Below are 26,334 nucleotides of genomic sequence, written 5' to 3' on the forward strand. Positions count from 1 at the left end.
AACACATCGGTACGACGCCGCCGGTCGGCGGCAGGCGGAACACACCGCGGCCGCGGCCGCGATGCGTAAAGGATCCGGAAGACAGGGCTTCAGCGGGGCGACACCACCAGCGTGCTGCCGCGCACCGCGACGATGCGGTAGCGGCCCGGCGCCAGCGCGCGCTCGGGGGGACAATCGGGCGCCAGCTCGACGGTCCAGTCGGCGCCGCGATACGGCACGCGCGCGCGCCGGTTGGCGTCCCACGCCGGCACGTCGAGCTCCTGGCCGATATCGAGGTTGACGTTGGGATCGGCCGCGGCATTGCCGCGCCGCAGCTTGCCGAAGCGGGTGCGGCGCAGCCCGGCGATCAGCACCGCCGCGACCAGCGCCCCGACCAGGGTCTGCGCCGCGGGCGAGGCGCCGAGCAAGGCCGCCACCCCGGCGGCGGCCAGGCCCACCGCCACCATCAGCAGATAGAAGGTGCCGGTGTTCAGTTCGACGATCACCAGCAGCACCGCCGCCACGAACCAGATGTAGTACGCCATCCAAGCTCCCGTTCGACCACGGATTTCCCGAAAAAGTAAAAACCCCGCAGCGCCATACAGCGTCTGCGGGGCTTTGCAACACCTGACGCAGGGCCGGTGCCTCCGCCGGCTGCCCGAGGGCGCCGGCAATCGTTATTGTGACGTCAAATGCCTCAGGAAGCCAGCTTTTGCCAGGTCTCGACCACCGAGTCCGGGTTCAGCGAGATCGACTTGATGCCTTCCTTGGCCAGCCATGCGGCAAAGTCCGGATGGTCCGAAGGACCCTGGCCGCAGATGCCGACGTACTTGTCCAGGCGGATGCACGCCGAGATCGCGCGCGACAGCATGAAGCACACCGCCGGATCGCGCTCGTCGAAATCCTTGGCCAGCAGCTCCATGCCCGAGTCGCGGTCCAGGCCCAGCGTCAGCTGGGTCAGGTCGTTCGAGCCGATCGAGAAGCCGTCGAAGAACTGCAGGAATTCTTCGGCCAGGATCGCGTTGGACGGCACTTCGCACATCATGATGATGCGCAGGCCGTTCTCGCCGCGCTTCAGGCCATGCTTGGCCAGCAGCTCGATCACCTTCTCGGCCTGGCCGAGCGTGCGCACGAACGGCACCATGATCTCGACGTTGGTCAGGCCCATTTCGTCGCGCACGCGCTTCATGGCCTTGCATTCCATCTCGAAGGCTTCGGCGAAGTCTTCGGCGATGTAGCGCGAGGCGCCACGGAAGCCCAGCATCGGGTTTTCTTCATCCGGCTCGTAGCGCGAGCCGCCGATCAGCTTCTTGTACTCGTTGGACTTGAAGTCCGACAGGCGCACGATCACGGGCTTCGGGTAGAAGGCCGCGCCGATGGTGGCGATGCCCTCGGCCAGCTTGTCGACGTAGAACGCGCGCGGGCTGGCGTGGCCGCGGGCCACGCTTTCGACGGCCTTCTTCAGGTCGGCATCGACCTGCGGGTAGTCGAGGATGGCCTTCGGGTGGACGCCGATATTGTTGTTGATGATGAATTCCAGGCGAGCCAGGCCGACGCCGTTGTTCGGGATCTGCGCGAAGTCGAATGCCAGCTGCGGGTTGCCGACGTTCATCATCAGCTTGACGTCGATTTCCGGCATCTCGCCGCGCTGGACCTCGGTCACCTCGGTTTCGAGCAGGCCGTCGTAGATGCGGCCTTCGTCGCCCTCGGCGCACGACACGGTGACCAGCGTGCCATCCTTCAGGATGTCGGTGGCATCGCCGCAGCCGACCACGGCCGGCACGCCCAGTTCACGCGCGATGATGGCGGCGTGGCAGGTACGGCCGCCACGGTTGGTGACGATGGCCGAGGCGCGCTTCATCACCGGCTCCCAGTTCGGGTCGGTCATGTCGGCCACCAGCACGTCGCCGGGCTGCACGCGCTCCATCTCGGACGGGTCGTTGATCACGCGCACCGGGCCGGTACCGATCTTCTGGCCGATGGCGCGGCCGCTGGTCAGCACCGGGGCCGTGCCCTTGAGCTTGAAGCGCTGCTCGGCCTTGCCGGCCGACTGGCTCTTCACCGTCTCCGGGCGGGCCTGCAGGATGTAGATCTTGCCGTCCTTGCCGTCCTTGCCCCATTCGATGTCCATCGGGCGGCCATAGTGCTTCTCGATGATCATCGCGTAGCGCGCCAGCTCGGTCACGTCTTCGTCGGTGATCGAGTAGCGGTTGCGCAGTTCGCCCGGCACGTCGACGGTCTTCACGCGGCCGGCTTCGCCCGGCTTGGTGAATTCCATCTTGATCAGCTTGGAGCCGATCGAGCGGCGGATGATGGGGTACTTGCCGGCTTGCAGCGTCGGCTTGAAGACGTAGAACTCGTCCGGGTTGACCGCGCCCTGCACCACCGTCTCGCCCAGGCCGTAGCTGGAGGTGATGAAGACCACGTCGGGGAAGCCCGATTCGGTGTCGATGGTGAACATCACGCCCGAAGCGGCCAGGTCCGAGCGGACCATGCGCTGGATGCCGGCGGACAGCGCCACCACGTCGTGGGCAAAGCCCTTGTGCACGCGGTAGGAGATAGCGCGGTCGTTGTACAGCGAGGCGAACACGTGCTTGATCTTGTCGAGCACGTCGTCGATGCCGCTGACGTTCAGGTAGGACTCTTGCTGGCCGGCGAAGGAGGCGTCGGGCAGGTCTTCGGCCGTGGCCGACGAACGCACCGCGAACGAGGCCTCGGCGCCTTCGCGCTCGGACACGCGGGCATAGAACTCACGGATTTCCTGTTCCAGGCGCGGCTGGAACGGCGCGGTGGCGACCCAGTCGCGGATCTCGGCGCCGGCCTCGGCCAGTGCCTTGACGTCGTCGACGTTCAGGGTCTTCAGGCGCTGCGAGATGCGCTCGGTCAGGTTGTTGTGGGCAAGGAAGTCGCGGAAGGCGAGCGCGGTGGTGGCAAAGCCGCCCGGAACCCGGACGCCGGCTTCCGCCAGCTGGGAGATCATCTCGCCCAGCGACGAATTCTTGCCGCCGACGATTTCCACGTCAGCCATGCGCAACTGCTCGAACGGCAGCACATAGGCGCCGTTATCTGCCTGGTTAGTCATGAGAGCCTCAAAACAAAGTAGAAAACTGGTTGCGCATGCCCGGTATGTTGTTGATGTTCTGTTTCCGGACGGATCGCTTGGCTAAGCAACCCCGAACTGGCGCTGCGGACCTGGCGCTACGGCTCTCATCGCGTAGCGCGCATTGTCGACAATTCCTGGCGTGGTTTGTGGCGCGGGCATGTTGCGGAGCCGGCCACCCTATGGAATTGCTTAGCGAAAAGATCGCCGCTATTCTACCGTGCTGCGCCGCACTTTTCTGCGGAAGATTGAATCTATTTATTCCAACCCTCCCCATGTCCCAGCCAGAAGCGCCCGGTACGGCGACACCCGGGTCCCAGCCTGGAACGCAAGCCGAAAGCCCTGCGGCGCCGGCGCCCCAGGCGGCCGACCGCCCCGCGGTGCGCACCGTGTTCATCGTCTCGGATGGCACCGGCATCACCGCCGAGACCTTCAGCCACTCCATCCTGGCCCAGTTCGAGATGCGCTTCCGCAAGGTGCGCATGCCCTTCGTCGATACGCCGGAAAAGGCACATATCGCCGTCGGCAAGATCAACGAGGCGTTCCACAACGAGGGCGTCCCCCCGATCGTCTTCACCACGCTGGTCAATCAGGAAGCGAACAAGGCACTGCGCCGCGCCAAGGCGATGATCCTGGACATGTTCCAGACCTTTATCGAGCCGCTCGAGAAGGAACTGGGCCTGAAGTCCACCCACGCCATCGGCCGCTTCCACCAGAATGCGGACACCGAGGCCTACAAGAACCGGATCGAGGCGATCAACTTCTCGCTGGCGCATGATGACGGCCAGTCACACAAGAACCTGGAAGAAGCCGATGTGATCCTGGTGGGCGTGTCGCGCAGCGGCAAGACCCCGACCAGCCTCTACCTGGCGATGCAGTACGGGCTCAAGGCGGCCAACTATCCGCTGATTCCCGACGACTTCGAGCGCGGCAGGCTCCCATCGGCGCTGTATGCGTTCAAGCCGAAGATCTTCGGCCTGTCGATCGACCCGCACCGCCTGACCGAGATCCGCAACGAGCGCCGCCCCGGCAGCAAGTACGCCGCGCTGGAAAACTGCCGCTACGAGGTCAACGAGGCCGAGGCGATGATGCGGCGCGAAGGCATCAAGTGGCTGTCGTCGACGCACAAGTCGATCGAAGAGATCGCGACCACGATCCTGCAGGAGATCAAGGTCGATCGCGACAACTACTGAAGCAATAAAAAAAGCGGCCGCCCGGGCCGCTTTTTTTATTGGCCGCGCCGCCGCGGTCAGCCGGCGCGCCGCTGGCGCACCGCCTCGAACAGGCAGATCGCCGTCGCCGCGGCCACGTTCAGCGACTCCATCCCGCCCGGTTGCGGAATGCCGACCTTGCGCGTGACATGCGCCATCCAGCCCTCGCTGACCCCTGCCCCTTCGTTGCCCACCACCCACGCCACCGGTCCGCGCAGGTCGGTATCGAACACCGCGGCGTCGGCATGCGACGAGGTCGCCAGCAGCGGGATCGCCAGCCGCGGCGCCAGCGCCTCGAGCGAGCAATGCTCGACGATATTCAGGTGGAAGTTCGCGCCCATGCCGGCGCGCAGGGTCTTGACCGACCACGCGAAGGCACAGCCGGTGGCGAGGAAGGCGTCGCGGATGCCCGCCGCGGCCGCGCTGCGCAGGATCGAGCCGACATTGCCCGCGTCCTGCACCCCGTCCAGGATGATGCAGTCCTGCTCGATGCGCGCCGGCAGGTGGCCCGCCGGCGTCTCGATCACCAGCATCAGGTCGATGCCGTTGACCACGCCGCTGATCTGCGTGAACAGCGCATCGGCCAGCACCACCACGCGCTCGCTGTCCACCTCGGCCAGCAGCGGGGCCACTTCGGCGTGGTCGTAGTGGCGCTCCGACACCACGCAGGTCACGGGCTGGCCGCGCGCGGCCACATAGGCCTGCGCCAGGTGCACGCCGTCGAGCAGCGACTGCCCGGCCTTGCGGCGCTGGTGCGTGGAACCGGCAAGCGCCTTCAGGTGCTTGAACAGCGCGTTGTCGCGCGAGGTGACGTGCTTCACGATGCTTCGGGTGGCAGGAAGGTGCCGAGCTGGGTGGCGGCCTCGGTCGCGGCAGCGGCGAAGATGCCGGCGTCAGCGACCGCAATGTCTTCAGTCACCGGCGCGGCGGCGACCATGGCGGTAAACAGCGGCCGCTGCGCCAGTGCCTCGCGCACGGGCGCGAACGAGCGGCGATGGTGCGGGGTCGCGCCGAATTCGGCCAGCGCCGCCATATGCTGGGGCGTGCCGTAGCCGACGTGCGAATCGAAGCCGTACTGCGGGTAGGCCACGTGCAGCTCCATCAGGGCGCGGTCGCGCGCCACCTTGGCCAGGATCGAAGCCGCCGAGATCGCCTTGACCAGGGCATCGCCCTTGACGATGGCTTCGACCGGGTACGCGACCTGCGGACAGCGGTTGCCGTCGACCTGCACCAGGTCCGGCACCACGCCGCTGGCTGCCAGGCCCTGCACGGCACGCTGCATCGCCAGCATGCTGGCGTGCAGGATGTTGATGGAATCGATTTCCTCGACCGTGGCAAAGGCGATATGCCAGCCCAGCGCGCGTTCGCAGATCTTCTCGTACAGCGCTTCGCGCCTGGCGGCGGTCAGGATCTTGGAATCGGCCAGGCCGCGGATCGGGCGTTTCGGGTCGAGCACCACCGCGGCGGCATAGACCGGCCCCGCCAGCGGGCCGCGGCCCGCCTCGTCGACGCCGCACAGGCGCTGGACGGCGCCTGCGCCGGGCGCCAGGTCCAGTCCCAGTTGCGGAGAAGCAGCATTGCGCCGTGCCATCAGGCGGTCCCCCGGCTGCGCATCAGGTCGACCACGACATCGGCCGCCAGTTGCGCGGTGTTGCACTTGAGCGTCTCGTGCATGCGGGTGAAATGCTCGTACAGGAAGGCGGTATTGCCCTCGTCGTTGAGCTGCAGCAGGGTCTCGCGCGCCAGCGCCTCGGGCGTGGCGTCGTCCTGCAGCAGCTCGGGCACGACAAAGCGCCCTGAAAGGATATTAGGCAATCCCACGTACGGTAGATAACCCTGGCGCTTCATGATCTGCGCGGTCAGCCAGGGCACCTTGTACGAGATCACCATCGGTTTCTTGTACAGCGCCGCCTCGAGCGTGGCGGTGCCGCTCGCCAGCAGCACCACGTCGGCCGCTTCCATCGCCTGGTGCGACTTGCCGTCGACAATGGTCAGGCACAGTTCCGGATGCTGGTGGTGCAGGTCTTCGACGATGGCGCGCAGCGGCGCGCTCGCCGCCGGCAGCACGAACGCCAGCTTCGGGTCCATGCGCTGCATGCGAGCCATCGCCGCGAAAAAGGTGGCGCCGAGGTTGCGCACCTCGGACTGGCGGCTGCCCGGCAGCACCGCCACCACGCGGTGGCCGGCCGGCAGGCCCAGCGCGGCGCGCGCACCGGCCACGTCGGGCACCATCGGGATCACGTCGGCGAGCGGATGGCCCACGTAGGTGGCCGGAATGCCGGCCTTGGCGTAGATCTCGGGCTCGAACGGGAACAGGCACAGGATGTGGTCGACCGCGCGCGCGATGGTGCGGATGCGCCCGCCGCGCCAGGCCCAGATCGACGGGCTGACGAAATGCACCACCGGGATGCCGGCGCGGCGCAGCGGCACTTCCAGGCCGAAATTGAAGTCCGGGGCATCGACCCCGATAAAGCACAGCGGCGGCTCGGCCAGCAGCCAGTCGCGCACTGCGCGCCGCGTGGCGAGGATCTCGCGCAGCGAGCCCAGCACCTCGACATAGCCGTTGACCGACAGCGTTTCCATCGGCCAGCGCGAGGTGAAGCCCTGCGCCATCATGCGCTTGCCGCCGATGCCGGCGTAGTCGACCGCCTTGCCGGTCTCCGCCAGGCGGGCCTGCAGCCCGCCCATCATCAGCGAAGCCAGCAGGTCGCCCGAGGCCTCGCCAGCCACCATGGCGATGGTGCCGCGCTTGCCCGCGGCGCTGCCGCTGCCCGCGGGCAGGTCCTTCCGAATCGCGGCGTCAGCCATGTGGGTCCGGTCTCAGCGCACGATGCCGCGCTGGGTGGCGGCAAGGAAGTCGACAAAGGCCTGCAGCGGCGCCGCGGTGCCGGCATCCACCTGGGCCAGCAATGCGGAAATCTCGTTGCGCGCCTCGTCGAAGCTGAGGTCGGACTTGTAAAGCAGCTTGTAGGCCTGGCGCAGCGCGGCGATCTGGCCGGCGTCGAAGCCGCGGCGGCGCAGTCCTTCGACATTGATGCCGTGCGGCGTGGCCTTGTTGCCGCTCTTGTCGCTGGCCGCGATCACGAACGGCGGGACATCCTGCACCAGCGCCGAGGCGCCGCCCAGCATCGCATGGGCGCCGATACGCACGAACTGGTGCACGCCGCTCATGCCGCCCAGGATGGCCCAGTCACCGACCTCGACGTGGCCGGCGATCTGCGCGTTGCTGGAAAACACGGTGTGGTTGCCGACCATGCAGTCATGGGCGATATGGACGTAGGCCATGATCCAGTTGTCGTTGCCGATGCTGGTCAGGCCGCGGTCCTGCACCGTGCCGGTGTGGATCGTGGTGAATTCGCGGATGGTGTTGCGGTCGCCGATCTCGAGCCGGGTCGGCTCGTTGCGGTACTTCATGTCCTGCGGCACGCCGCCGACCGAGGCATAGGGGCCGATGTTGTTGCCCGCGCCGATCGTGGTATGGCCCTCGACCGTCGTATGCGAGCCGATCCGGGTGCCGCTGCCGACCCGCACGTTGGGGCCGACGATGGAGAACGGGCCGACGCTCACGTCGGCGGCCAGCTCTGCCTTCGGGTCGACCAGTGCGGTGGGGTGGATTTGCGTCATGCGTACTGTCCTGTGATGGGTCTGGTGAAGGATGGGCCAATGCGCCGGGCAAAGGTTCCCGTCCGGGCCATGCGCCCCCGCGGCACGGGGACGCGGCAGTCAGCCCGCGGCAGCGCCGCGGGCCGCGGGCTGCCTCACTCGGCCTGCTTCACGGTGCACATCAGCTCCGCCTCGCAGGCCACCTTGTCGTCGACCGTGGCAAACGCCTTGAACTTCCAGATGCCGCGGATATAGCGCTCGACCGTCACGTTCATGTGCAGCTGGTCGCCCGGGTACACCACCTGCTTGAAGCGGGCGCCGTCGATGCCGACGAAGTAGTACAGCGCGCCTTCCTTGCGCTCCATGTCGGCGCCGAAGGTCAGCAGGCCGGCCGACTGCGCCAGCGCTTCCAGGATCATCACGCCCGGCATCACCGGCTGCTCGGGGAAATGGCCCTGGAAGTATGGCTCGTTGATGGTGACGTTCTTCAGGGTCTTGATCCGCTTTTGCGCCTCGAACTCCAGCACGCGGTCGACCAGCAGGAACGGGTACCGGTGCGGCAGCAGCTTGAGGATCTTGCGGATATCGATTTCGGCCGCGCTCATGATGATTTCTCTTTAGTCTTGTGAGGGTTGGGACCCGGCGGCCTGGCCGCGCAGGCGGCGTTCCAGCGCCACCACCCGTTCGCGCAGCTTGCTCAGGCCGCGCACGATGGCTGCGTTGCGCTCCCACTCGCCGTGCGGCAGGAACGGGAACACGCTGGTGAAATGGCCGCCGGGCTTGGTAATGGATTTGGTGATCGAGGTGCCGCCCGACACCGTGGTGCGGTCGGCAATGGTCAGGTGGCCGGCAAAGTTGGCGGCGCCGCCGATCACGCAGAAGCGGCCGATGCGCGTGCTGCCCGACACCGCGGCGCAGCCGGCGATGACCGTATGCGCGCCGACCCGCACGTTGTGCGCGATCTGGACCTGGTTGTCGATCTTGCAGCCGTCCTCGATCACGGTGTCGGCCATGGCGCCGCGATCGATCGCGGTATTGGCGCCGACCTCGACGTCCTGGCCCAGCACCGCGCGCCCGGTCTGCGGGATCTTCACGTATTCCACCCCGGTCGCGCTGATGTCCGGCGCGAAGCCGAAGCCATCGGCACCGATCACCACGCCGCTGTGCAGGATGGCGCGGGCGCCGACCACGCAGTGGTGGTAGACCGAGACATTGGCGTAGAGCAGCGCATCGTCGCCGATCTCGGCATGCGCGCCGACATAGCCGTTGGCCAGGATGCGCACGCGCTCGCCCAGGCGCGCGCCGGCTTCGATGACCACGTTGGGGCCGATGTAGCACGAGGCCGGCACCACCGCGTCGGGCGCCACCGTGGCGCGCGCGTCGATGCCGGTGCGCGCATCGGTATTGGCGGCGCGGTCGAAACGCTGCGCCACGCGGGCAAAGCAAACGTAGGGATTGCGCGCCACCAGCCAGTTGCGGCCGTCGGCCTTGCCTTCGGCGCGCACGCGCTCGAGGTCGGCGGCCGAGACGATCACGGCGCCGGCCCTGGAATCCAGCGCCTGCTGCAGGTAGAGCGGATTGGACAGGAACGAGAGCTCGCCCGGTCCGGCCTGGTCGAGGGGGGCCAGGCCGGTGATCGCCAGGTCGGGGTCACCCACAACCTGCGCGCCGTTCTCGGTGGCGAGCTGACCCAGTGTGGGTGTCTGCATGGCGGTACTTCCTGATGAAAGAACGAACGAAGGAACGAACGACGAAGCGGCGGCGGCTTACTTGCCGCCGGCGTTCAGCACCTTCATCACGTCGTCGGTGATATCGATGCGCGGATTCACGTACACCGCTTCCTGCACGATCAGGTCGTACTTGCGCTGCTCGGCGAGCTGGCGGATCACGCGGTTGGCGCGCTCCAGCACCTGGGCCAGCTCCTCGTTGCGGCGCTGGTTCAGGTCCTCGCGGAATTCGCGCTGCTTGCGCTGGAACTCGCGGTCCAGGTCAGCCACTTCGCGCTGGCGGCGCTGGCGGTCGGAATCGGCCAGCACGGCCGTGTCCTTGTCCAGCTTGTCGGCCATGCCCTTGATCTTCTGGGCCATGTCCTGCAGCTCGCGGTCGCGCTTGGAGAACTCCTGCTCCAGCTTGACCTGGGCTGCCTTGGCCGGCTGCGAATCGCGCAGGATGCGCTCGGAATTGACCGCGGCGATGCGCGCTTCCTGGGCCGAGGCCGGCAGCGCGGCACACAGCGCCGCGGTGGCGAGCGCGGCGGCGCCCAGGGACTTGACCAGTTTGGATGTTGTAGTCATGAAAACAGATCCTTTTTCAGAATCAGAATGCCGTGCCGATCTGGAACTGGAAGCGCTGGACCTTGTCGTTGGTGTCGCGCCTGAGCGGGAAGCCCATGCTGAGCTTCAGCGGCCCGATCGGCGACAGCCACGACATGCCGAAGCCGGTCGAGTACTTCAGATCGCTGAAGCTCAGCGGCTCGCCTTCCTGATAGACGTTACCGAAGTCGAAGAAGGTGAACAGGCGCAGCGTGCGGTCCACGCCCGAGCCCGGCAGCGGGAAGATGAACTCGATGTTGCCGATCATCTTGGAGGCGCCGCCCACCGGGTTGCCGTTCTGGTCCTTCGGGCCCAGCGTGCTGGTCTGGTAGCCGCGCACCGAGCCGATACCGCCGGCGTAGAAGTACTTGAACACCGGGAACGGCGTGTTGCCGTAGCCGTGGCCGTAGGCGACCTCGCCGTTCAGTGCCAGGGTGAAGGCCTTCGAGATCGGATAGAAGTACTGCTGCTGCACGCTGGCGCGGTAGTACTGCGTATCGCCGCCCGGCAGGCCGACTTCGAGGTTGGCCTGGGTGTACGGGCCCTTGGTCGGGACCAGCGCGCTGTCGCGGCGGTCGCGCGCCCAGCCGATCGTGAACGGGAAGTTGTTGATGCCGTCGCCGGAGCTCTTGCCGATCTTGTTCAGCCAGTCGGTGTACTGGGTCGGCGTGTTGACCGAGGTGTACACCTGGGTGCGTTCGTAGCCGATGCCGAAGAACACGGTATCGACTTCCGAGAACGGCACGCCGAACTTGAAGCCGCCGCCGGCCGAGACGATCTTGTAGTCCTGGTCGCCGGTGTAGTACAGCGGGCGCGAGGTACGGTAGTAGATATCGGTCGAGCGGCTGATGCCGTCCACCGTGAAGTACGGGTCGTACTGCGTCAGCGCAATGGTGCGGAACGACTTGGCGGTGTTAACGTCCAGGCCCAGGCTGGTACCGGAGCCGAACACGTTGTCCTGGCGCAGGCCGGCCTGCAGCACCAGCTTGTCGGTCGACGAGAAGCCCACGCCCAGGCTGATCTGGCCGGTCGGCTTTTCGGTCACGTTGACGTTCACATCGACCTGGTCGGGCGCCCCGGGCACGTCTTCGGTGGTGATGTTGGTGTCGGTGAAGTAGCCGGTACGGTTGATACGTGCCTGCGACTGCTGCAGCTTTTCGCTGTCGAACCACGAGCTTTCCATCTGGCGCATTTCGCGCCGCACCACTTCGTCGCGGGTCTTGCTGTTGCCGACCACGTTGACGCGGCGCACGTAGACGCGGCGGCCCGGATCGACCATCAGGGTCAGCGCGACTTCACGCTTTTCCTTGTCGATCTGCGGTTGCGGGTTGATGGTGGTGAACGCGTAGCCATAGGTGCCGAGCAGGTCGGTAATGGCCTTGGTGCTCTGCGTCAGCTTCTCGGACGAGAAAATATCGCCCTTCTTCAGCTGCAGCAGCTTTTCCATTTCTTCCTGCTTGCCCAGCAGCTCGCCGGCCAGGCGCACGTCGGAAACCTTGTACTGCTCGCCTTCCTTGATGTTCAGCGTCAGGAAGATGTCTTTCTTGTCGGGCGTGATCGAGACCTGGGTCGATTCGATGGCGAATTCCAGGTAGCCGCGGTTCAGGTAGTACGAGCGCAGCGCTTCCAGGTCGGCGGTCAGCTTCTGCTTCGAGTACAGGTCGTTCTTGGTGTACCACGACAGCCAGTTGGGCGTGGACAACTGCATCTCGTCGCGCAGCGTGCTTTCCTTGAAGGCCTTGTTGCCGACGATATTGATCTGGCGGATCTTGGCGACCGGACCTTCGTCGACATTGAACACCACCGAGACGCGGTTGCGGTCCACCGGCGTGATCGTGGTCTGCACATCGGCGGCATAGTAGCCGCGCGCGACGTACTGGCGCTTGAGCTCCTGCTCGGCCTTGTCGATCAGCGCCTTGTCGTAGTAGCGGGCCTCGGCCACGCCGACCGCGCGCAGCGAGCGGCGCAGCGTGTCCTTGTCGAATTCCTTGATGCCGACGAACTCGAGCTGCGAGATCGCCGGGCGCTCTTCGACCTGCACCACCAGCACGCCGTCTTCGGAGCGGATCTGCACGTCCTTGAAGAAGCCGGTATTGTAGAGGGCACGGATGGCATCGGCGCCCTTGTCATCGGTGAAGGTTTCCCCGACGCGCACCGGCAGGTAGCCAAACACGGTACCCGGTTCGACGCGTTGCAGGCCCTCAACGCGGATGTCCCTGACGACGAACGGATCGGCAGCCCAGCCCGCCGGGCTCCAGGCTGCAATAACGGCACTCGCCAGCAAACCCAGCGAAATGCGCTTATGTCTGATCAATGTTGATCCCCTCTTTGATTCCATCCAGGATTGCGCTCCGATGCCTCATTGGACTGCGCCTGGCAAATGGCGTCCCCGGCGACGGTGTCCGACGACACCACCACCCCCTTGCCGACACACGTTTCTAGCCGTTCGCCAGAAACATTCGGCTGACGTCATTGAACAAAGCGAGCGAAGTCAGGAGCAAGATGCAAGCGATGCCAACCTTCTGCAGCATTGCCTGCCAGTGGTCTGGGACGGGCCGGCCAGTCAAAAATTCCACGCAATAATACAGCAAATGCCCCCCATCCAGAACCGGAATGGGTAACAAATTGAGTACGCCAAGACTAACGCTGACCAGCGCCAGGAAGCTGACAAAGGCTTGTATGCCGAGGTTTGCGGCACGTCCGGCGTAGTCGGCGACGGTCAGCGGACCGCTCAGGTTCTGCAGCGAAGCCTGCCCCACCAGCATCTTGCCCAGCAGCTTGAGCGACAGCGCGCTGGTATCCCAGACCTGTCCCGCCGCGCGCGCCAGCGCCTGGTCGGGCCGGTAGCGCACGGTCTCCATCTGCACCGCCTGGCTCAGCGCCGCGCCCAGCTTGCCCGCGGGCGCCGGCGCGGCGCCGCTGGCATCCGTGGCGCCATCGCGCGCCGCGGCGGTGTCGAGCGTGACCGGCACGTCCAGGCGCTGGCCGTCGCGCTCGATGCCCAGCGTCACGGCCTGGCCCGGCTGGCTGCGCACCGCCTTGATCAGCGCGCTGGCCTGCGTCAGCGGGCTGCCCTGCCAGGCCACGATGCGGTCGCCCTTGCGCAGCCCGGCGCGTTCGGCGGCCGAATCCGGCAGCACCTCGGTGATCGTCACCGGCCCGCCCTTCAGGTTCAGGCCGAGCGTGGCCAGCGGGTCTTGCTCGGGGTTGCCGCCGGTATTGGGCAGGCGCGGCAGCGTGACGTCGCGCTCGGCACCGTCGGCGCCGCGCACGCGCAGCACCGCGCGCGCATCGCCGAAGCCTTCGGCAAACACCGCCATGCGCAGGTCGTTCCAGGAGCGGACCGGCTCGGTGTGGCCGTTGGCGGTCAGCGACAGCACCCGGTCGCCCTCGCGCACGCCGGCCTGCGCCGCCATGGTGCCGGCCGCGGGCGCCGCCACCACCGGCACGGGCTCGCGCATGCCGCCGGCGAACAGCGCGAAATACAGCACGATCGCCAGCGCGAAATTGGCCAGCGGGCCGGCCGCGACGATGGCGAAGCGCTTGCCCACCGGCTGGCGGTTGAAGGCACGCGGCAGGTCGGCCGGGTCGATGGGCGTGTCGCGCGCGGGATCGATCTCGCGCTCGTCGAGCATCTTGACGTAGCCGCCCAGCGGGATCGCCGCCACGGTCCATTCGGTGCGGTCGCGGCTTTTCGAGATCCAGCGCAGCAGCGGCCGCCCGAAGCCGATGGAAAAACGCAGCACCTTCACGCCGCAGGCGCGCGCGGCCAGGTAGTGACCCATTTCGTGCACGTAGATCAGCACGCACAGGGCAACGATGAAAGCGAGTACGGTTTGCATGGTGCGGGACGTCGGTAAGATCGCTGGACCGGCCTGCGCGGTCCCCCGGGGACCGGCCGGCGCAGCCGCTATTGTCGCAGATGCGGCAGACCGCCCCGCCGGATCAGCGGGCCGCGGCCCGCGCGGTGACGCTGGCCCTGGCCGCCTCGCGCGCCAGCGCGTCGGCGCAGAGCACGGCCTCGAGCGTGTCGGCGGAGCCGTTCGGTGCTTCTTCAAGCACCTGGCGCACGATGCCGGCGATATCGGTAAAGCGCACGCGGCCGGCGAGGAATGCTTCCACCGCCACTTCATTGGCGGCATTGAGCACCGCCGGCGCCACCCCCGCCGCGCGCAGCGCGTCGAAGGCCAGCCCCAGGCACGGGAAGCGCACCAGGTCCGGCTTCTCGAAATGCAGGCCGCCGGCGAGGGTCAGGTCGAGCGGGCTCACGCCCGCGTCGATCCGTTCCGGGTAGGCCAGGCCATAGGCGATCGGCGTGCGCATGTCCGGGTTGCCCAGTTGCGCCAGCACCGAGCCATCGGCGTAGGCCACCATCGAATGCACGATGCTCTGCGGGTGGATCAGCACCTCGATGCGTTCGGCCGGGGCGCCGAACAGCCAGTGTGCCTCGATCACCTCGAGGCCCTTGTTCATCATGGTGGCCGAATCGACCGAGATCTTGCGGCCCATGACCCAGTTGGGATGGGCGCAGGCCTGGTCGGGCGAGATATCGTGCAGCGTGGCCGGGTCGCGCGTGCGGAACGGCCCGCCCGACGCGGTCAGCAGCACCTTGGCCACGCCGCGGCCGTAGCGCGGGTCGTCGGCGGGCAGGCACTGGAAGATGGCGTTGTGCTCGCTGTCGATCGGCAACAGCGTGGCGCCGTGCTCGCGCACCGCGTCCATGAAGATGCGCCCGGACATCACCAGGGCTTCCTTGTTGGCCAGCAGCACGCGCTTGCCCGCGCGCGCCGCCGCCAGCGTCGGGCGCAGGCCAGCCGCGCCGACGATGGCGGCCATCACCGCATCTGCCTGCGCATCGGCGGCGATCGATTCCAGCGCGGCTTCGCCGTAGCCGACCTCGGTCGGCACGCCGGCATCGCGCAGCAGCGTTTCCAGTTCGCGCGCCGCCTCGGCCGTTCCGACCACGGCGCGCGCCGGGCGGAATTCGATGCACTGGTCGGCCAGCTTGCGCACCTGCCGATGGGCGCTGAGCGCATGCGCCACGTAACGGCCGGGATGGCGCCGGATCACGTCGAGCGTGCTTTCGCCGATGGAGCCGGTGGCGCCCAGGATGGTGATGCGATGCATAGCAGACGGCTTCAGAGAAAAATCAGCATCAGGGCGGCCAGCGGGAACACCGGCAGCAAGGCGTCGATGCGGTCCAGCACGCCGCCATGGCCAGGCAGCAGCCGGCTGCTGTCCTTCTTGCCGACCTGGCGCTTGAGCAGGGATTCGAACAGGTCGCCCACCACGCTCGCCGCGACCAGCAGCGTGGTCAGCGCGGCGACGAAGCCCAGCCCGCCACGGTCGCCCATCACCGAGAACCAGGTCGGGGCAAAGGCGTGGGTGGCCGCCAGCGCGAGGCCGATCACCAACGCCAGCACCCAGCCGCCGATGGCGCCCTCCCACGACTTGCCCGGGCTGATGCCGGGCGCCAGCTTGCGCCGGCCGATCGCCTTGCCGGTGAAATACGCGCCGATATCGGCGGCCCATACCAGCACCGCGGCGGTCAGCAGCACGCCGATGCCGGCGCCGCGCAGGATCATGGTGGCATGGACGAACGCGGGCAGCATCACCAGCCCCAGCACCGCGCCCAGCGCCGTGAACGCCGGGGTGGCGGTGCGCACGCCGCGCGCCAGCAGCAGCACGGCCACGACCCAGCACACCACCGCGGCCTCGAGCAGCCAGGTGGTGGCGTGGCGCAGCGGCAGGTCATGCCAGGTGATGGTAGCGATCAGGCAGGCCAGCGCATAGACATAGGGCCACGGCCCGCGCAGTCCGATCAGGCGGCCGAATTCCCAGCCGGCCAGCAGCACGATCACGCCGAGCAGTCCCGCCAGGCCCGCCGGCGGCGCCAGGAACAGGATCGGCAGGATCAGCAGCAACAGGCACAGGGCGGTGATGACGCGGGTGAGGAGCATGCGCTGCAGTCCCGTGAAAAGTTGGAGTGGCCAGGCTCAGGCCGTACCCGAAAGTCCGGGCGCGACCAGCTGCGCGCTGGTGCGGCCGAAGCGGCGTTCGCGCTGGCGGTACGAGGCAAAGGCCTTGTCGAGTTCCGCGGCGTCGAAATCCGGCCAGTAGACGTCGGTGAAGTACAGCTCGGAATAGGCGAGCTGCCACAGCAGGAAATTGCTGATGCGCTGTTCGCCGCCGGTGCGGATGAACAGGTCCGGCTCGGGCGCATAGGCCATCGCAAGGTGCGGGGCCAGCAGCGATTCGTCGATGGTTTCGGGATCGAGCATGGGCGAGCGCGCCAGCATCTTGCGCATGGCCTGCAGCAGGTCCCAGCGTCCGCCGTAGTTGGCCGCGATGGTGACGGTGAGGCCGGTATTGCCGGCAGTGCGCGCTTCGGCATCCTTGATCAGGCGCTGGATGCGCGGGCTGAAGCGGCCCAGGTCGCCCACCACCCGCAGCCGGATGTTGTTGGCGTGCATCTTCACCACTTCGCGCCGCAGCGACATCATGAACAGCCGCATCAGGAACGAGACCTCGTCGGCCGGACGGCGCCAGTTCTCGGAGCTGAACGCGAACAGCGTCAGGTACTGCACGCCCCGGGCGGCGCAGGCTTCCACCACCGCGCGCACAGCGTCCAGGCCGCGGCTGTGCCCCGCCACGCGCGGCAGGTGCCGCTGGGTCGCCCAGCGGCCATTGCCGTCCATGATGATGGCAACATGCCGGGGCACGTAGGAGGTATCGGGTACGGCAAGCGTCGAGCTGATGTGCTGCATGGGCGTGAGACGGTCGCTGACAGTCCCGGCAAGGCCGGGACGGGCGTCAGACCGTCATGATCTCCTTCTCTTTTTCGGCGACCATCTTGTCGATCTCGGCCACGTACTTGTCGGTCAGTTTCTGCACCTCGTCCTGGCCGCGGCGCTCTTCGTCCTCGGAAATGGTCTTGTCCTTGACCAGCTTCTTGAACTGCTCGTTGGCATCGCGGCGAAGGTTGCGCACCGCCACCTTGGCACCCTCGGCCTCGCCCTTCACGACCTTGGTCAGTTCCTTGCGGCGCTCTTCGGTCAGTGCAGGCATCGGCACACGGATCACTTCGCCCATGGTGGCCGGGTTCAGGCCCAGGTCGCAATCGCGGATGGCCTTCTCGACCGCGCCCACCATTTTCTTTTCCCACGGCTGCACCGTGATGGTACGGGCATCGGCCAGGCCGATCGCCGCCACCTGGCTGATGGGCACCATCGAGCCGTAGTAATCCACCTGAACGTGGTCGAGCAGGCCGGTGTGGGCACGGCCGGTGCGGATCTTGGCCAGATCGGCCTTGAAGGCCTCGATCGACTTCTGCATTTTCTGCTCGACGCTCTTCTTTGTGTCGGCGACGCTCATTTTTACCTCCGGAAATCAGCCAACCAAGATCCCCTCTGGTGGGGATCGAAAATGAATCATTCTACTCTTTGCCCGGCGGGATACCAGCGCCGCGGCGCGGCATCCGTTACCGGACTCACAGATGCGGCTCAGCGATGAAGCTCACACATGCACCAGCGTACCCTCATCCTCGCCCAGGATGACGCGTTTGAGCGCGCCCGGCTTCACGATCGAGAACACCTTGATCGGCAGCTTCTGGTCGCGGCACAGCGCGAACGCGGTGGCGTCCATCACCTGCAGGTTGCGCGAGATGGCCTCGTCGAAGCTGATGGTGGTGTAACGCGTGGCGCTGGGATCCTTTTTCGGGTCAGCGGTGTACACGCCGTCGACCTTGGTCGCCTTCAGCACGATCTCGGCGCCGATCTCGGAGCCGCGCAGCGCGGCGGCGGTGTCGGTGGTGAAGAACGGGTTGCCGGTGCCGGCGGCGAAGATCACCACCTTGCCCTCTTCCAGCTGGCGGATCGCGCGCGGGCGGATATAGGGCTCGACCACCTGGTCCATGCGCAGCGCCGACTGCACGCGGCCTTCGATATTGGCGTGGCGCATCGCGTCCTGCAACGCCAGCGCGTTCATCATGGTGGCCAGCATGCCCATGTAGTCGGCAGTGGCACGGTCCATGCCGGCAGCGCCGCCGGCGACGCCGCGGAAGATATTGCCGCCGCCGATCACCACCGCCACCTGCACGCCGAGCTTCACGATCTCGGCAATGTCGTTCACCATCGCCTCGATGGTGGAGCGGTTGATGCCGAAGGCATCGTCGCCCATCAGGGCTTCACCGGACAGTTTCAGAAGGACGCGCTTGTAGGCTGGCATGTTCACCCTCGGAAGGAGCAGTTCGCTCGGTTGAGACGGCTCGGTTGAGACGGCTCGGTTGAGACACACTGGGACGTATGTTTTGGCACCGGCGGCACGGGTCATCGTGCCGCCGGCAGGAGAAAAGCCGGTTTTCGGGGTGCCCCGGCCGGGACCGGACCACCGCGGAAACAGACTGCTGCAGCGCCACGCCGGCTGCGCCGTGCTGCACTACTTATGCAGAGGGGCACCTTGCGGCGCCCCTGCGGCATTATAGGCGCCCGGACCGGCCACGATGGCCAGCCTGGCGCCCCGGACATCAGCCCTTCTGGGCAGCGGCCACCTGCGCGGCCACTTCAGCGGCGAAGTCGTCCTGCTTCTTCTCGATGCCTTCGCCCACGACGTACAGGGTGAAGCCCTTCACGGTCGTGTTGGCGGCCTTCAGCATCTGCTCGACGGTCTGCTTGTCGTTCTTCACGAACGGCTGGTTGAACAGCGAGACTTCCTTCAGGTACTTCTGCACCGAACCCTCGACCATCTTGGCGGCGATCTCGGCCGGCTTGCCCGACTCGGCAGCCTTCTGCTCGGCGATGCTGCGCTCCTTGGCGATCAGGTCGGCGGGGACCTGCTCGGCCGACAGCGACACCGGCTTCATCGCGGCCACGTGCATGGCGACGTCCTTGGCGGCGGCTTCGTCGCCGTCGAACTCGACCATCACGCCGATGCGGGTGCCGTGCAGGTACGAGACCAGCTTGCCGCCGTTGGCGTAACGGACAAAGCGGCGGATCGTCAGGTTCTCGCCGATCTTGCCGATCAGGGCGGTGCGGGTGGCTTCCACGCTGACGCCGTCGATTTCCAGCGCCGACAGGGCGGCCACGTCGGCCGGGTTCTGCTTGGCGATCAGTTCGGCAACCTTGGCCGAGAAGGCCAGGAAGTCGTCGTTCTTGGAGACGAAATCGGTTTCGCAGTTCAGTTCGACCAGCACGCCGGTGGTGCCGTCGATGAACGACGCGACCACGCCTTCGGCGGTCACGCGCGAGGCGGCCTTGCTGGCCTTGTTGCCCAGCTTGACGCGCAGCAGCTCTTCAGCCTTGTTCAGGTCGCCGTCGGCCTCGGTCAGGGCCTTCTTGCATTCCATCATCGGCGCGTCGGTCTTCGCGCGCAGTTCTGCAACCATGCTTGCGGTAATTGCCGCCATTTGTCACTCCTTGAATGGTTCGCGCCGGCTGCCGGCAGTCGCCCGCGGCACCCGGTCGGTGGGTCTTCAGCGCACCCGCGGCAGATCTTGCCTGGCGCGGATGACAACAATTCAAATTCGAAAAAAGGGGGCGCCAGATGTGCCCCCTTTTTTGCCCTGCTGCCGAAGTACCCCGGCTTGCGCCCTGCGCGCTGCCCGGCGTGCCGGGCGGCAGGCGATGCCTGCCTTGTCGTATGTTGACGTGCGCGCTATCGGGTTCCTTTCAGCAGCGGGCCGGGAGGCTATCAGCCTTCCTGCACTTCGACGAATTCGTCGTCGCCGCGGGCGGCTTCAACGACTTCCTGCACGGCATTGGCACGGCCTTCCAGGATGGCGTCGGCCACGCCGCGCACGTACAGGGCCACGGCCTTGCTCGAGTCGTCGTTGCCCGGGATCACGTAATCGATGCCTTCCGGCGAGTGGTTGGTATCGACCACGCCGATCACGGGGATGCCCAGCTTGTTGGCTTCGGTCACGGCGATCTTGTGGTAGCCGACGTCGACCACGAAGATCGCGTCAGGCACGCCGCCCATTTCCTTGATGCCGCCGATCGACTTTTCCAGCTTGATCATCTCGCGCTCGAACATCAGCGCTTCCTTCTTGCTCATGGTTTCCAGCGCGCCGGCTTCCTTGGCGGCTTCCATGTCCTTCAGGCGCTTGATCGAGGTCTTGACCGTCTTGAAGTTGGTCAGCATGCCGCCGAGCCAGCGGGCGTCGACGTAAGGCATGCCGGCACGGCCAGCTTCTTCAGCCAGGATTTCGCGCGACTGGCGCTTGGTGCCCACGAAAAGGATGGTGCCGCGATTGGCCGCCAGCTGACGCACGTACTTCATGGCGTCCTGGAACATCGGCAGCGTCTTTTCGAGGTTGATGATGTGGATCTTGTTGCGATGGCCGAAGATGAAGGGGGCCATCTTCGGGTTCCAGAAGCGGGTCTGGTGGCCGAAGTGGCAACCGGCTTCCAGCATTTCGCGCATGGTCACGGACATGTAAATCTCCAAAGGGTTAGGTCTGAAGCCCGCCCCGACATTCCTGAAAAGGAACACCCCGGATAGGCGGGCCAGCGATTTCAAGCGACAGGAAAGGTTCCTGCCAAAATAACCGACCTGGCCGGCGCAATTGCTGCGGCGCAACCAGATCAGCCCGCTATTCTAGCAACAAAAGCGCCGCCCGCTCAAGCCGCCCCGCTCTGTTCCGCCTCCGGCGCACGCCTCCGGGCGGCCCGGAACAGGCTGCGATCCGGCCTCGATGGTGCGATAATCCCACTTTGATCCATCGATTCCGGCGCGGCCAGTGGCCCCGCCATCACTTTATTCTGGCGACGCAGCATGAGCATTTACCTGAACACCGCCGAAGACATCGCCCACATGCGCGTGGCTTGCCGCCTTGCCTCCGAAGTCCTCGACTACATCACGCCCTTCGTGCAGCCCGGCGTCACCACCGGCGAACTGGACCGCCTGTGCCACGCTTACATGCGCGACGTGCAGGGCACCGTGCCGGCGCCGCTGAATTATGCGCCCCCGGGCTACCCGCCCTTCCCCGGCGCAATCTGCACCTCGGTCAACGACGTGATCTGCCACGGCATTCCCGGCGAGCGCGTGCTCAAGAGCGGCGACGCCGTCAATCTCGACATCACCGTCATCACCAAGGATGGCTACTACGGCGACACCAGCCGCATGTTCATCGTCGGCGAAGGCTCGATCCTGGCCAAGCGCCTGGCGCAGGTGACCTACGAGTGCATGTGGAAGGGCATCGCGCAAGTGCGCCATGGCGCGCGCCTGGGCGATATCGGTCACGCCATCCAGGTGCATGCCGAAGCCGCCGGCTACAGCGTGGTGCGCGAGTACTGCGGCCACGGCATCGGCAAGAATTTCCACGAAGACCCGCAGATCCTGCACTACGGCCGTCCCGGCACCGGCGCCGAGATCAAGGCCGGCATGATCTTCACGGTGGAGCCGATGATCAACGCCGGCAAGCGCGATATCCGCACCATGCCCGACCAGTGGACCGTGAAGACCCGCGACCGCAGCCTGTCGGCGCAGTGGGAACACACGGTGCTGGTCACCGAGACCGGCTACGACGTGCTGACGGTGTCCGCCGGCACCCCGGCGCCGCCGGCCTTCATTACCGATTCCGTGGCGGCCTGACGCCACGCAGAAGCCAGGGCGCCTGACCGGGCGCCCTTCTTTTTCCAGCCGTGCCGACGAACCCTTCCGCCCTCTCCATGGATACCACGCCGGAACTGCTGCTGGCCGCGCGCGTGCGCGACCAGCTCAAAGCCGACAAGCAGGCGCTGTTTGCGGACTTCAACGCGAGCGCCAACGCCGGCACGCTGACCACGCGGCTGCGCCGCGCCGTCGATGCCGCGCTGGGCGAAGCCTGGCGCGGGCTGGCGATGCCCGCCGACGCGGCGCTGGTGGCGGTGGGCGGCTACGGCCGCGGCGAACTGTTCCCGTACTCCGACGTCGACGTGCTGCTGTTGCTGCCCGCCGAGCCCGACCGGGATACCGCGGGCAAGCTGGAACGCTTTATCGGCCTGTGCTGGGACCTGGGGCTAGAGATCGGCTCGGCGGTGCGCACGGTGGATGACTGCATCCGCGAGTCGCGCCAGGACGTCACCATCCAGACCTCGCTGCTCGAGGCGCGCCTGCTGACCGGCAACCGCAAGCTGTTCGAGGCGCTGCGCAGCCGCTACCAGGCCGACCTGGATCCGGCGGCGTTCTTCCAGGCCAAGCTGCTGGAAATGCGCCAGCGCCACGCCAAGTACCAGGACACACCCTACGCGCTCGAGCCCAACTGCAAGGAAAGCCCAGGGGGGCTGCGCGACCTGCAGGTGATCCTGTGGATGACCAAGGCCGCGGGCCTGGGCGACAGCTGGAAGGAATTGTTCGAGAAGGGCCTGCTGACGCAGCGCGAAGCGCAGGAACTGGCCCGCAACGAGCGCCTGCTGAAGACCATCCGCGCGCGCCTGCACCTGGTCGCCGGGCGCCGCCAGGACGTGCTGGTGTTCGACCTGCAGACCGCGCTGGCCGAGGCCTTCGGCTACCGCCAGAACGCCAACAAGCGCGCCAGCGAGCAGCTGATGCGCCGCTACTACTGGGCCGCCAAGGCGGTGACCCAGCTCAACAGCGTGCTGCTGCTCAATATCGAGGCGATGCTGTTCCCGAGCGAGTCACAGGTGACGCGCGTGCTCAACGAGCGCTTCGTCGAGCGCCAGGGCATGCTCGAAATCACCAGCGACGACGTCTACGAGCGCGACCCGCACGCCATCCTCGAGACCTTCCTGCTGTACGAGCGCACGCCCGGCGTGAAGGGGCTGGCGCCGCGCACGCTGCGCGGCCTGTACAACGCGCGCACGGTGATGGACGCGCGCTGGCGCAAGGATCCCGAGAACCGCCGGCTGTTCCTGGCCATCGTGCAGGAGCCGCAGGGCATCACGCACGCGCTGCGGCTGATGAACCAGACCAGCGTGCTGGGCCGCTACCTGATCAACTTCCGGCGCATCGTCGGGCAGATGCAGCACGACCTGTTCCACGTCTACACCGTGGACCAGCACATCCTGATGGTGGTGCGCAACATGCGCCGCTTCGCCATCGTCGAGCACACCCACGAGTTCCCGTTCTGCAGCCAGCTGATGGCCAGCTTCGACAAGCCCTGGGTGTTGTGGGTGGCGGCGCTGTTCCACGACATCGCCAAGGGCCGCGGCGGCGACCATTCGCGGCTCGGCACGGTCGATGCGCGCCGCTTCTGCAGGCAGCACGGCATTGCGCGCGAGGACGCGGACCTGATCTGCTGGCTGGTCGAGCACCACCTCACCATGAGCCACGTCGCGCAGAAGCAGGATCTGACCGATCCGGACGTGGTCCATGCCTTCGCCGAAGTGGTCGGCAACGAACGCTACCTGACCGCGCTCTACCTGCTGACCGTGGCCGATATCCGCGGCACCAGCCCCAAGGTGTGGAATGCGTGGAAGGGCAAGCTGCTGGAAGACCTGTACCACATTACGCTGCGCGTGCTGGGCGGCGCGCGGGTCGACTCGCATTCGCTGTGGTCGCAGCGCAAGGAAGACACCATCTCGGAGCTGCGCCTGAAGGCGTTCGATCCGGCGCTGGGCAAGTCGCTGTGGGCGCAGCTGGACGTGGCCTTCTTCCTGCGCCACGATTCGCACGATATCGCCTGGCTGACGCGCCATCTCTACAACAAGGTCGACAGCCCGGTGCCGGTGGTCAAGGCGCGCGTGTCGCCGGCCGGCGAAGGCCTGCAGGTGGCGGTCTACATCAAGGACCAGCCCGACCTGTTCGCGCGCATCTGTGGCTATTTCGAGCGCAAGGCGTTCTCGATCCAGGACGCCAAGATCCACACCACGCGCCACGGCTACGCGCTCGATACGTTCCAGGTCACCGACCCCGGCATGGCCGGCGATGGCGGCAATTACCGCGACATCATCGCGCTGGTCGAGCACGAACTGTGCGAGCGGCTGCGCCTGCAAGGCGCGCTGCCCGAGCCGACCCAGGGGCGGCTGTCGCGCCAGTCGCGCAGCTTCCCGATCAAGCCGCGCGTCGACCTGCGCCCGGACGAGCGCGGCCAGTATTACCTGCTGTCGCTGTCCGCCAACGACCGCACCGGCCTGCTGTACGCCATCGCCCGCGTACTGGCACGGCATCGCGTGTCCGTGCATACGGCGCGCATCAACACCCTGGGCGAACGCGTCGAAGACGTGTTCCTGGTAGACGGCAGCCGCCTGGCCGCCGACAACCGATTGCAGATTCAGCTTGAACAGGACTTGCTCGCCGCCCTCGCCATCTGAGGCGGGCGGGCAGCATCAACATATGACCGACAGCAATTCGCCGAAGCGCAAGACGCTAGGCATCAAGGCCAAGGCCGCCAGCGATACCGGCACGGCCGCACGCAAGGGCGGCACCCGCCCCGTGCGCGTGTCCGACCTGAACCGCAAGCGCGTGCAGGCCGTTTCCGAGGGCATCAAGCGCGCCCAGCAGCGTGCCGGCGGCAAGACCGCCAGCGGGGCCCAGGGCGAAGCGCCGGCCCAGCCGCGCCAGCCGCGCGCGCCCCGCCCCGCCGACGGCGAGCGCCAGGCGCGTCCGCGCCGTGCGGATGCCGGCGAGGCGCGCCCGCGCCGCTTCGGCGACGACGACAACCGTCCGCGCCGCACCGGCGGCGATCGTGGCGAAGCGCGCCCGCGCCGCTTCGAAGGCAGCGAAGCGCGTCCGCCGCGCCGCTTTGGCGACGACGACAACCGTCCGCGCCGCACTGGCGACGATCGTGGCGAAGCGCGCCCGCGCCGATTCGAAGGCAACGAATCGCGTCCGCCGCGCCGCTTTGGCGATGACGACAACCGTCCGCGCCGCACCGGCGGCGATCGTGGCGAAGCGCGCCCGCGCCGCTTCGAAGGCAACGAATCGCGTCCGCCGCGACGCTTCGGCGATGACGACAACCGTCCGCGCCGCACCGGCGGCGACCGTGGCGAAGCGCGCCCGCGCCGCTTCGAAGACAGCGAGTCGCGTCCACCGCGACGCATCGGCGACGACGACAACCGGCCGCGCCGCACCGGCGACGATCGTGGCGACGCGCGACCGCGCCGCTTCGAAGGCGCCGACACCCGCCCGCGCCGCTTTGGCGACGACGAAAGCCGCCCGCGCCGCTTCGAGAATGCCGACTCGCGTCCGCGCCGCTATGGCGATGACGACCGCCGCCCGCGCCCCGCGCCGGCGGGCGAGCGCCGCCGCGAAGGCACGGCGCCGGCACGCCGCTTCAGCGACGCGGCCGACCGACTCCGCACTGCCGGCCCCGCACGCCAGCACGCACCCGCCGCGCGCCAGGAAAAGCCCGCCCCGGTCCGCGACGAGTCCACCCACGACGACGGCCTGGTACGCCTGTCCAAGCGCATGTCCGAACTCGGCCTGTGCTCGCGCCGCGAGGCCGACGAATGGATCCCACGCGGCTGGGTGCTGGTCGACGGCAAGCCCGTGACCGAACTCGGCAGCCGCATCCGCCCCGACGCCGAGATCGAGATCCTGCAGGAAGCGCGCTCCGAGCAAGGCGAGCGCGTCACGGTACTGCTGAACAAGCCGGTAGGCTACGTTTCGGGCCAGGCCGAGGACGGCTACGAGCCCGCCGCGGCGCTGTTCGCCCCCGAGAACCAGTGGGAAGGCGACCCCACGCGCAAGCGCTTCGCGCCGTGGCAACGCAAGAACCTGGCGCCGGCCGGCCGCCTCGATATCGACTCCACCGGCCTGCTTGTGCTGACGCAGGATGGCCGCGTCGCGCGCGCGCTGATCGGCGAGGATTCGACGGTCGAGAAGGAATACCTGGTGCGCGTGGTCTGGCACTCGCCGCACGGGCCGGTGGAGCGCAACATCAGCGCGGAATTCCCGGCCGATGACCTGGAACTGCTGCGCCACGGCCTGTCGCTGGACGGCGTGCCGCTCAGGCCGGCCAAGGTCAGCTGGCAGAACGAAGAGCAGCTGCGCTTCGTGCTGCGCGAAGGCCGCAAGCGCCAGATCCGCCGCATGTGCGAGCAGGTGGGCCTGCAGGTGGTGGGCCTCAAGCGCGTGCGCATGGGGCGCGTGGTGCTGGGGGATCTGCCGCCTGGCAAGTGGCGGTTCCTGGGGCAGTTCGAGAAGTTCTGATAAAGAAAAAAGCGGCCGCGATGGCCGCTTTTTTTGATGG

22 protein-coding genes are annotated in these 26,334 nt (G+C 67.2%); 4 read left to right on the forward strand and 18 right to left on the reverse strand.

All coding sequences use genetic code 11. The features are described from left to right. Positions 1-89: 89 nt before the first annotated feature. Positions 90-524: an NfeD family protein gene (locus GA0116996_RS06985; RefSeq protein ID WP_092308607.1), complete on the reverse strand. Its 435-nt coding sequence runs from the start codon at positions 522-524 to the stop codon at positions 90-92. Between the two features lie 152 nt (positions 525-676). Continuing rightward, on the reverse strand, positions 677-3,061 hold the full coding sequence (ppsA, locus tag GA0116996_RS06990) for a phosphoenolpyruvate synthase (RefSeq protein ID WP_092308610.1): 2,385 nt from the start codon (positions 3,059-3,061) through the stop codon (positions 677-679). Positions 3,062-3,468: 407 nt separating this feature from the next. Here ppsA and ppsR point away from each other — a divergent pair, with 407 nt between their 5' ends. Beyond that, the gene (gene ppsR, locus GA0116996_RS06995) at positions 3,469-4,272 is read left to right on the forward strand and encodes a posphoenolpyruvate synthetase regulatory kinase/phosphorylase PpsR (protein WP_181486971.1); all 804 of its coding nucleotides are present in this window, start codon (positions 3,469-3,471) and stop codon (positions 4,270-4,272) included. Positions 4,273-4,328: 56 nt separating this feature from the next. Here ppsR and GA0116996_RS07000 read toward each other — a convergent pair whose 3' ends face one another. The 16 genes from GA0116996_RS07000 to rpsB form a co-directional block, all read right to left on the reverse strand. After that, complete coding sequence (locus tag GA0116996_RS07000) at positions 4,329-5,111, reverse strand: TrmH family RNA methyltransferase (RefSeq protein ID WP_092308618.1); 783 nt, start codon at positions 5,109-5,111, stop codon at positions 4,329-4,331. Then, a complete protein-coding gene (gene rnhB / locus GA0116996_RS07005; protein WP_092308621.1) occupies positions 5,108-5,881 on the reverse strand; it encodes a ribonuclease HII in 774 nt (257 codons plus the stop codon). The genes GA0116996_RS07000 and rnhB overlap by 4 nt, the downstream gene beginning before the upstream one ends. Beyond that, entirely contained in the window at positions 5,881-7,098 is a 1,218-nt protein-coding gene (gene lpxB, locus GA0116996_RS07010; RefSeq protein WP_092308624.1) for a lipid-A-disaccharide synthase, read from the reverse strand. The genes rnhB and lpxB overlap by 1 nt, the downstream gene beginning before the upstream one ends. A 12-nt stretch (positions 7,099-7,110) precedes the next feature. Next, positions 7,111-7,914: an acyl-ACP--UDP-N-acetylglucosamine O-acyltransferase gene (lpxA, locus tag GA0116996_RS07015; RefSeq protein ID WP_092308629.1), complete on the reverse strand. Its 804-nt coding sequence runs from the start codon at positions 7,912-7,914 to the stop codon at positions 7,111-7,113. Positions 7,915-8,048: 134 nt separating this feature from the next. Next, positions 8,049-8,498: a 3-hydroxyacyl-ACP dehydratase FabZ gene (gene fabZ / locus GA0116996_RS07020; RefSeq protein ID WP_010809590.1), complete on the reverse strand. Its 450-nt coding sequence runs from the start codon at positions 8,496-8,498 to the stop codon at positions 8,049-8,051. Between the two features lie 12 nt (positions 8,499-8,510). Further along, positions 8,511-9,602 carry a UDP-3-O-(3-hydroxymyristoyl)glucosamine N-acyltransferase gene (lpxD, locus tag GA0116996_RS07025; RefSeq protein WP_092308632.1) on the reverse strand — a complete coding sequence of 364 codons (1,092 nt, stop codon included), beginning with the start codon at positions 9,600-9,602 and terminating at the stop codon, positions 8,511-8,513. A 57-nt stretch (positions 9,603-9,659) separates the two neighbouring features. Continuing rightward, positions 9,660-10,187 (reverse strand): OmpH/Skp family outer membrane protein, encoded by a 528-nt coding sequence (locus GA0116996_RS07030; RefSeq protein WP_092308635.1) that lies wholly within the window; start codon positions 10,185-10,187, stop codon positions 9,660-9,662. A 22-nt stretch (positions 10,188-10,209) separates the two neighbouring features. Then, the gene (gene bamA, locus GA0116996_RS07035) at positions 10,210-12,543 is read right to left on the reverse strand and encodes an outer membrane protein assembly factor BamA (protein ID WP_181486966.1); all 2,334 of its coding nucleotides are present in this window, start codon (positions 12,541-12,543) and stop codon (positions 10,210-10,212) included. A 100-nt stretch (positions 12,544-12,643) separates the two neighbouring features. Continuing rightward, complete coding sequence (gene rseP / locus GA0116996_RS07040; protein WP_092308641.1) at positions 12,644-14,047, reverse strand: RIP metalloprotease RseP; 1,404 nt, start codon at positions 14,045-14,047, stop codon at positions 12,644-12,646. Positions 14,048-14,150: 103 nt separating this feature from the next. Beyond that, the gene (gene ispC / locus GA0116996_RS07045; protein WP_092308644.1) at positions 14,151-15,332 is read right to left on the reverse strand and encodes a 1-deoxy-D-xylulose-5-phosphate reductoisomerase; all 1,182 of its coding nucleotides are present in this window, start codon (positions 15,330-15,332) and stop codon (positions 14,151-14,153) included. An 11-nt stretch (positions 15,333-15,343) separates the two neighbouring features. Next, complete coding sequence (locus tag GA0116996_RS07050) at positions 15,344-16,165, reverse strand: phosphatidate cytidylyltransferase (protein ID WP_092308645.1); 822 nt, start codon at positions 16,163-16,165, stop codon at positions 15,344-15,346. A gap of 36 nt (positions 16,166-16,201) precedes the next feature. Next, positions 16,202-16,972, reverse strand: a complete 771-nt coding sequence (locus GA0116996_RS07055) for an isoprenyl transferase (protein WP_092308646.1) — start codon at positions 16,970-16,972, stop codon at positions 16,202-16,204. Positions 16,973-17,018: 46 nt separating this feature from the next. Then, entirely contained in the window at positions 17,019-17,579 is a 561-nt protein-coding gene (frr, locus tag GA0116996_RS07060; protein WP_018005692.1) for a ribosome recycling factor, read from the reverse strand. 141 nt (positions 17,580-17,720) lie between these two features. Continuing rightward, positions 17,721-18,431, reverse strand: a complete 711-nt coding sequence (gene pyrH / locus GA0116996_RS07065; RefSeq protein WP_012352952.1) for a UMP kinase — start codon at positions 18,429-18,431, stop codon at positions 17,721-17,723. A 298-nt stretch (positions 18,432-18,729) separates the two neighbouring features. Then, on the reverse strand, positions 18,730-19,608 hold the full coding sequence (gene tsf / locus GA0116996_RS07070; RefSeq protein WP_092308647.1) for a translation elongation factor Ts: 879 nt from the start codon (positions 19,606-19,608) through the stop codon (positions 18,730-18,732). Positions 19,609-19,892: 284 nt separating this feature from the next. Then, the gene (rpsB, locus tag GA0116996_RS07075) at positions 19,893-20,636 is read right to left on the reverse strand and encodes a 30S ribosomal protein S2 (RefSeq protein ID WP_012352954.1); all 744 of its coding nucleotides are present in this window, start codon (positions 20,634-20,636) and stop codon (positions 19,893-19,895) included. A gap of 339 nt (positions 20,637-20,975) precedes the next feature. Between rpsB and map the strand changes: the two genes are divergently transcribed. The 3 genes from map (at position 20,976) to GA0116996_RS07090 (ending at position 26,294) form a co-directional block, all read left to right on the forward strand. Continuing rightward, positions 20,976-21,794, forward strand: a complete 819-nt coding sequence (gene map, locus GA0116996_RS07080; protein ID WP_092308650.1) for a type I methionyl aminopeptidase — start codon at positions 20,976-20,978, stop codon at positions 21,792-21,794. Between the two features lie 77 nt (positions 21,795-21,871). Beyond that, entirely contained in the window at positions 21,872-24,454 is a 2,583-nt protein-coding gene (locus GA0116996_RS07085) for a [protein-PII] uridylyltransferase (RefSeq protein ID WP_092308653.1), read from the forward strand. A 22-nt stretch (positions 24,455-24,476) separates the two neighbouring features. Beyond that, positions 24,477-26,294, forward strand: a complete 1,818-nt coding sequence (locus GA0116996_RS07090) for a pseudouridine synthase (protein WP_092308655.1) — start codon at positions 24,477-24,479, stop codon at positions 26,292-26,294. Positions 26,295-26,334: the final 40 nt, after the last annotated feature.

This window comes from Cupriavidus alkaliphilus (genome assembly GCF_900094595.1).
Lineage (GTDB): Bacteria > Pseudomonadota > Gammaproteobacteria > Burkholderiales > Burkholderiaceae > Cupriavidus > Cupriavidus alkaliphilus.

Excerpts from the sequence above, each read along its gene's own strand:
- GA0116996_RS06985 (WP_092308607.1), bottom strand. The coding sequence starts at position 524 with ATGGCGTACTACATCTGGTTCGTGGCGGCGGTGCTGCTGGTGATCGTC.
- ppsA (WP_092308610.1), bottom strand. The coding sequence starts at position 3,061 with ATGACTAACCAGGCAGATAACGGCGCCTATGTGCTGCCGTTCGAGCAG.
- rnhB (WP_092308621.1), bottom strand. The coding sequence starts at position 5,881 with ATGGCACGGCGCAATGCTGCTTCTCCGCAACTGGGACTGGACCTGGCG.
- lpxB (WP_092308624.1), bottom strand. The coding sequence starts at position 7,098 with ATGGCTGACGCCGCGATTCGGAAGGACCTGCCCGCGGGCAGCGGCAGC.
- lpxA (WP_092308629.1), bottom strand. The coding sequence starts at position 7,914 with ATGACGCAAATCCACCCCACCGCACTGGTCGACCCGAAGGCAGAGCTG.
- fabZ (WP_010809590.1), bottom strand. The coding sequence starts at position 8,498 with ATGAGCGCGGCCGAAATCGATATCCGCAAGATCCTCAAGCTGCTGCCG.
- lpxD (WP_092308632.1), bottom strand. The coding sequence starts at position 9,602 with ATGCAGACACCCACACTGGGTCAGCTCGCCACCGAGAACGGCGCGCAG.
- GA0116996_RS07030 (WP_092308635.1), bottom strand. The coding sequence starts at position 10,187 with ATGACTACAACATCCAAACTGGTCAAGTCCCTGGGCGCCGCCGCGCTC.
- bamA (WP_181486966.1), bottom strand. The coding sequence starts at position 12,543 with ATGGAATCAAAGAGGGGATCAACATTGATCAGACATAAGCGCATTTCG.
- rseP (WP_092308641.1), bottom strand. The coding sequence starts at position 14,047 with ATGCAAACCGTACTCGCTTTCATCGTTGCCCTGTGCGTGCTGATCTAC.
- ispC (WP_092308644.1), bottom strand. The coding sequence starts at position 15,332 with ATGCATCGCATCACCATCCTGGGCGCCACCGGCTCCATCGGCGAAAGC.
- GA0116996_RS07050 (WP_092308645.1), bottom strand. The coding sequence starts at position 16,165 with ATGCTCCTCACCCGCGTCATCACCGCCCTGTGCCTGTTGCTGCTGATC.
- GA0116996_RS07055 (WP_092308646.1), bottom strand. The coding sequence starts at position 16,972 with ATGCAGCACATCAGCTCGACGCTTGCCGTACCCGATACCTCCTACGTG.
- frr (WP_018005692.1), bottom strand. The coding sequence starts at position 17,579 with ATGAGCGTCGCCGACACAAAGAAGAGCGTCGAGCAGAAAATGCAGAAG.
- pyrH (WP_012352952.1), bottom strand. The coding sequence starts at position 18,431 with ATGCCAGCCTACAAGCGCGTCCTTCTGAAACTGTCCGGTGAAGCCCTG.
- tsf (WP_092308647.1), bottom strand. The coding sequence starts at position 19,608 with ATGGCGGCAATTACCGCAAGCATGGTTGCAGAACTGCGCGCGAAGACC.
- rpsB (WP_012352954.1), bottom strand. The coding sequence starts at position 20,636 with ATGTCCGTGACCATGCGCGAAATGCTGGAAGCCGGTTGCCACTTCGGC.
- map (WP_092308650.1), top strand. The coding sequence starts at position 20,976 with ATGAGCATTTACCTGAACACCGCCGAAGACATCGCCCACATGCGCGTG.
- GA0116996_RS07085 (WP_092308653.1), top strand. The coding sequence starts at position 21,872 with ATGGATACCACGCCGGAACTGCTGCTGGCCGCGCGCGTGCGCGACCAG.
- GA0116996_RS07090 (WP_092308655.1), top strand. The coding sequence starts at position 24,477 with ATGACCGACAGCAATTCGCCGAAGCGCAAGACGCTAGGCATCAAGGCC.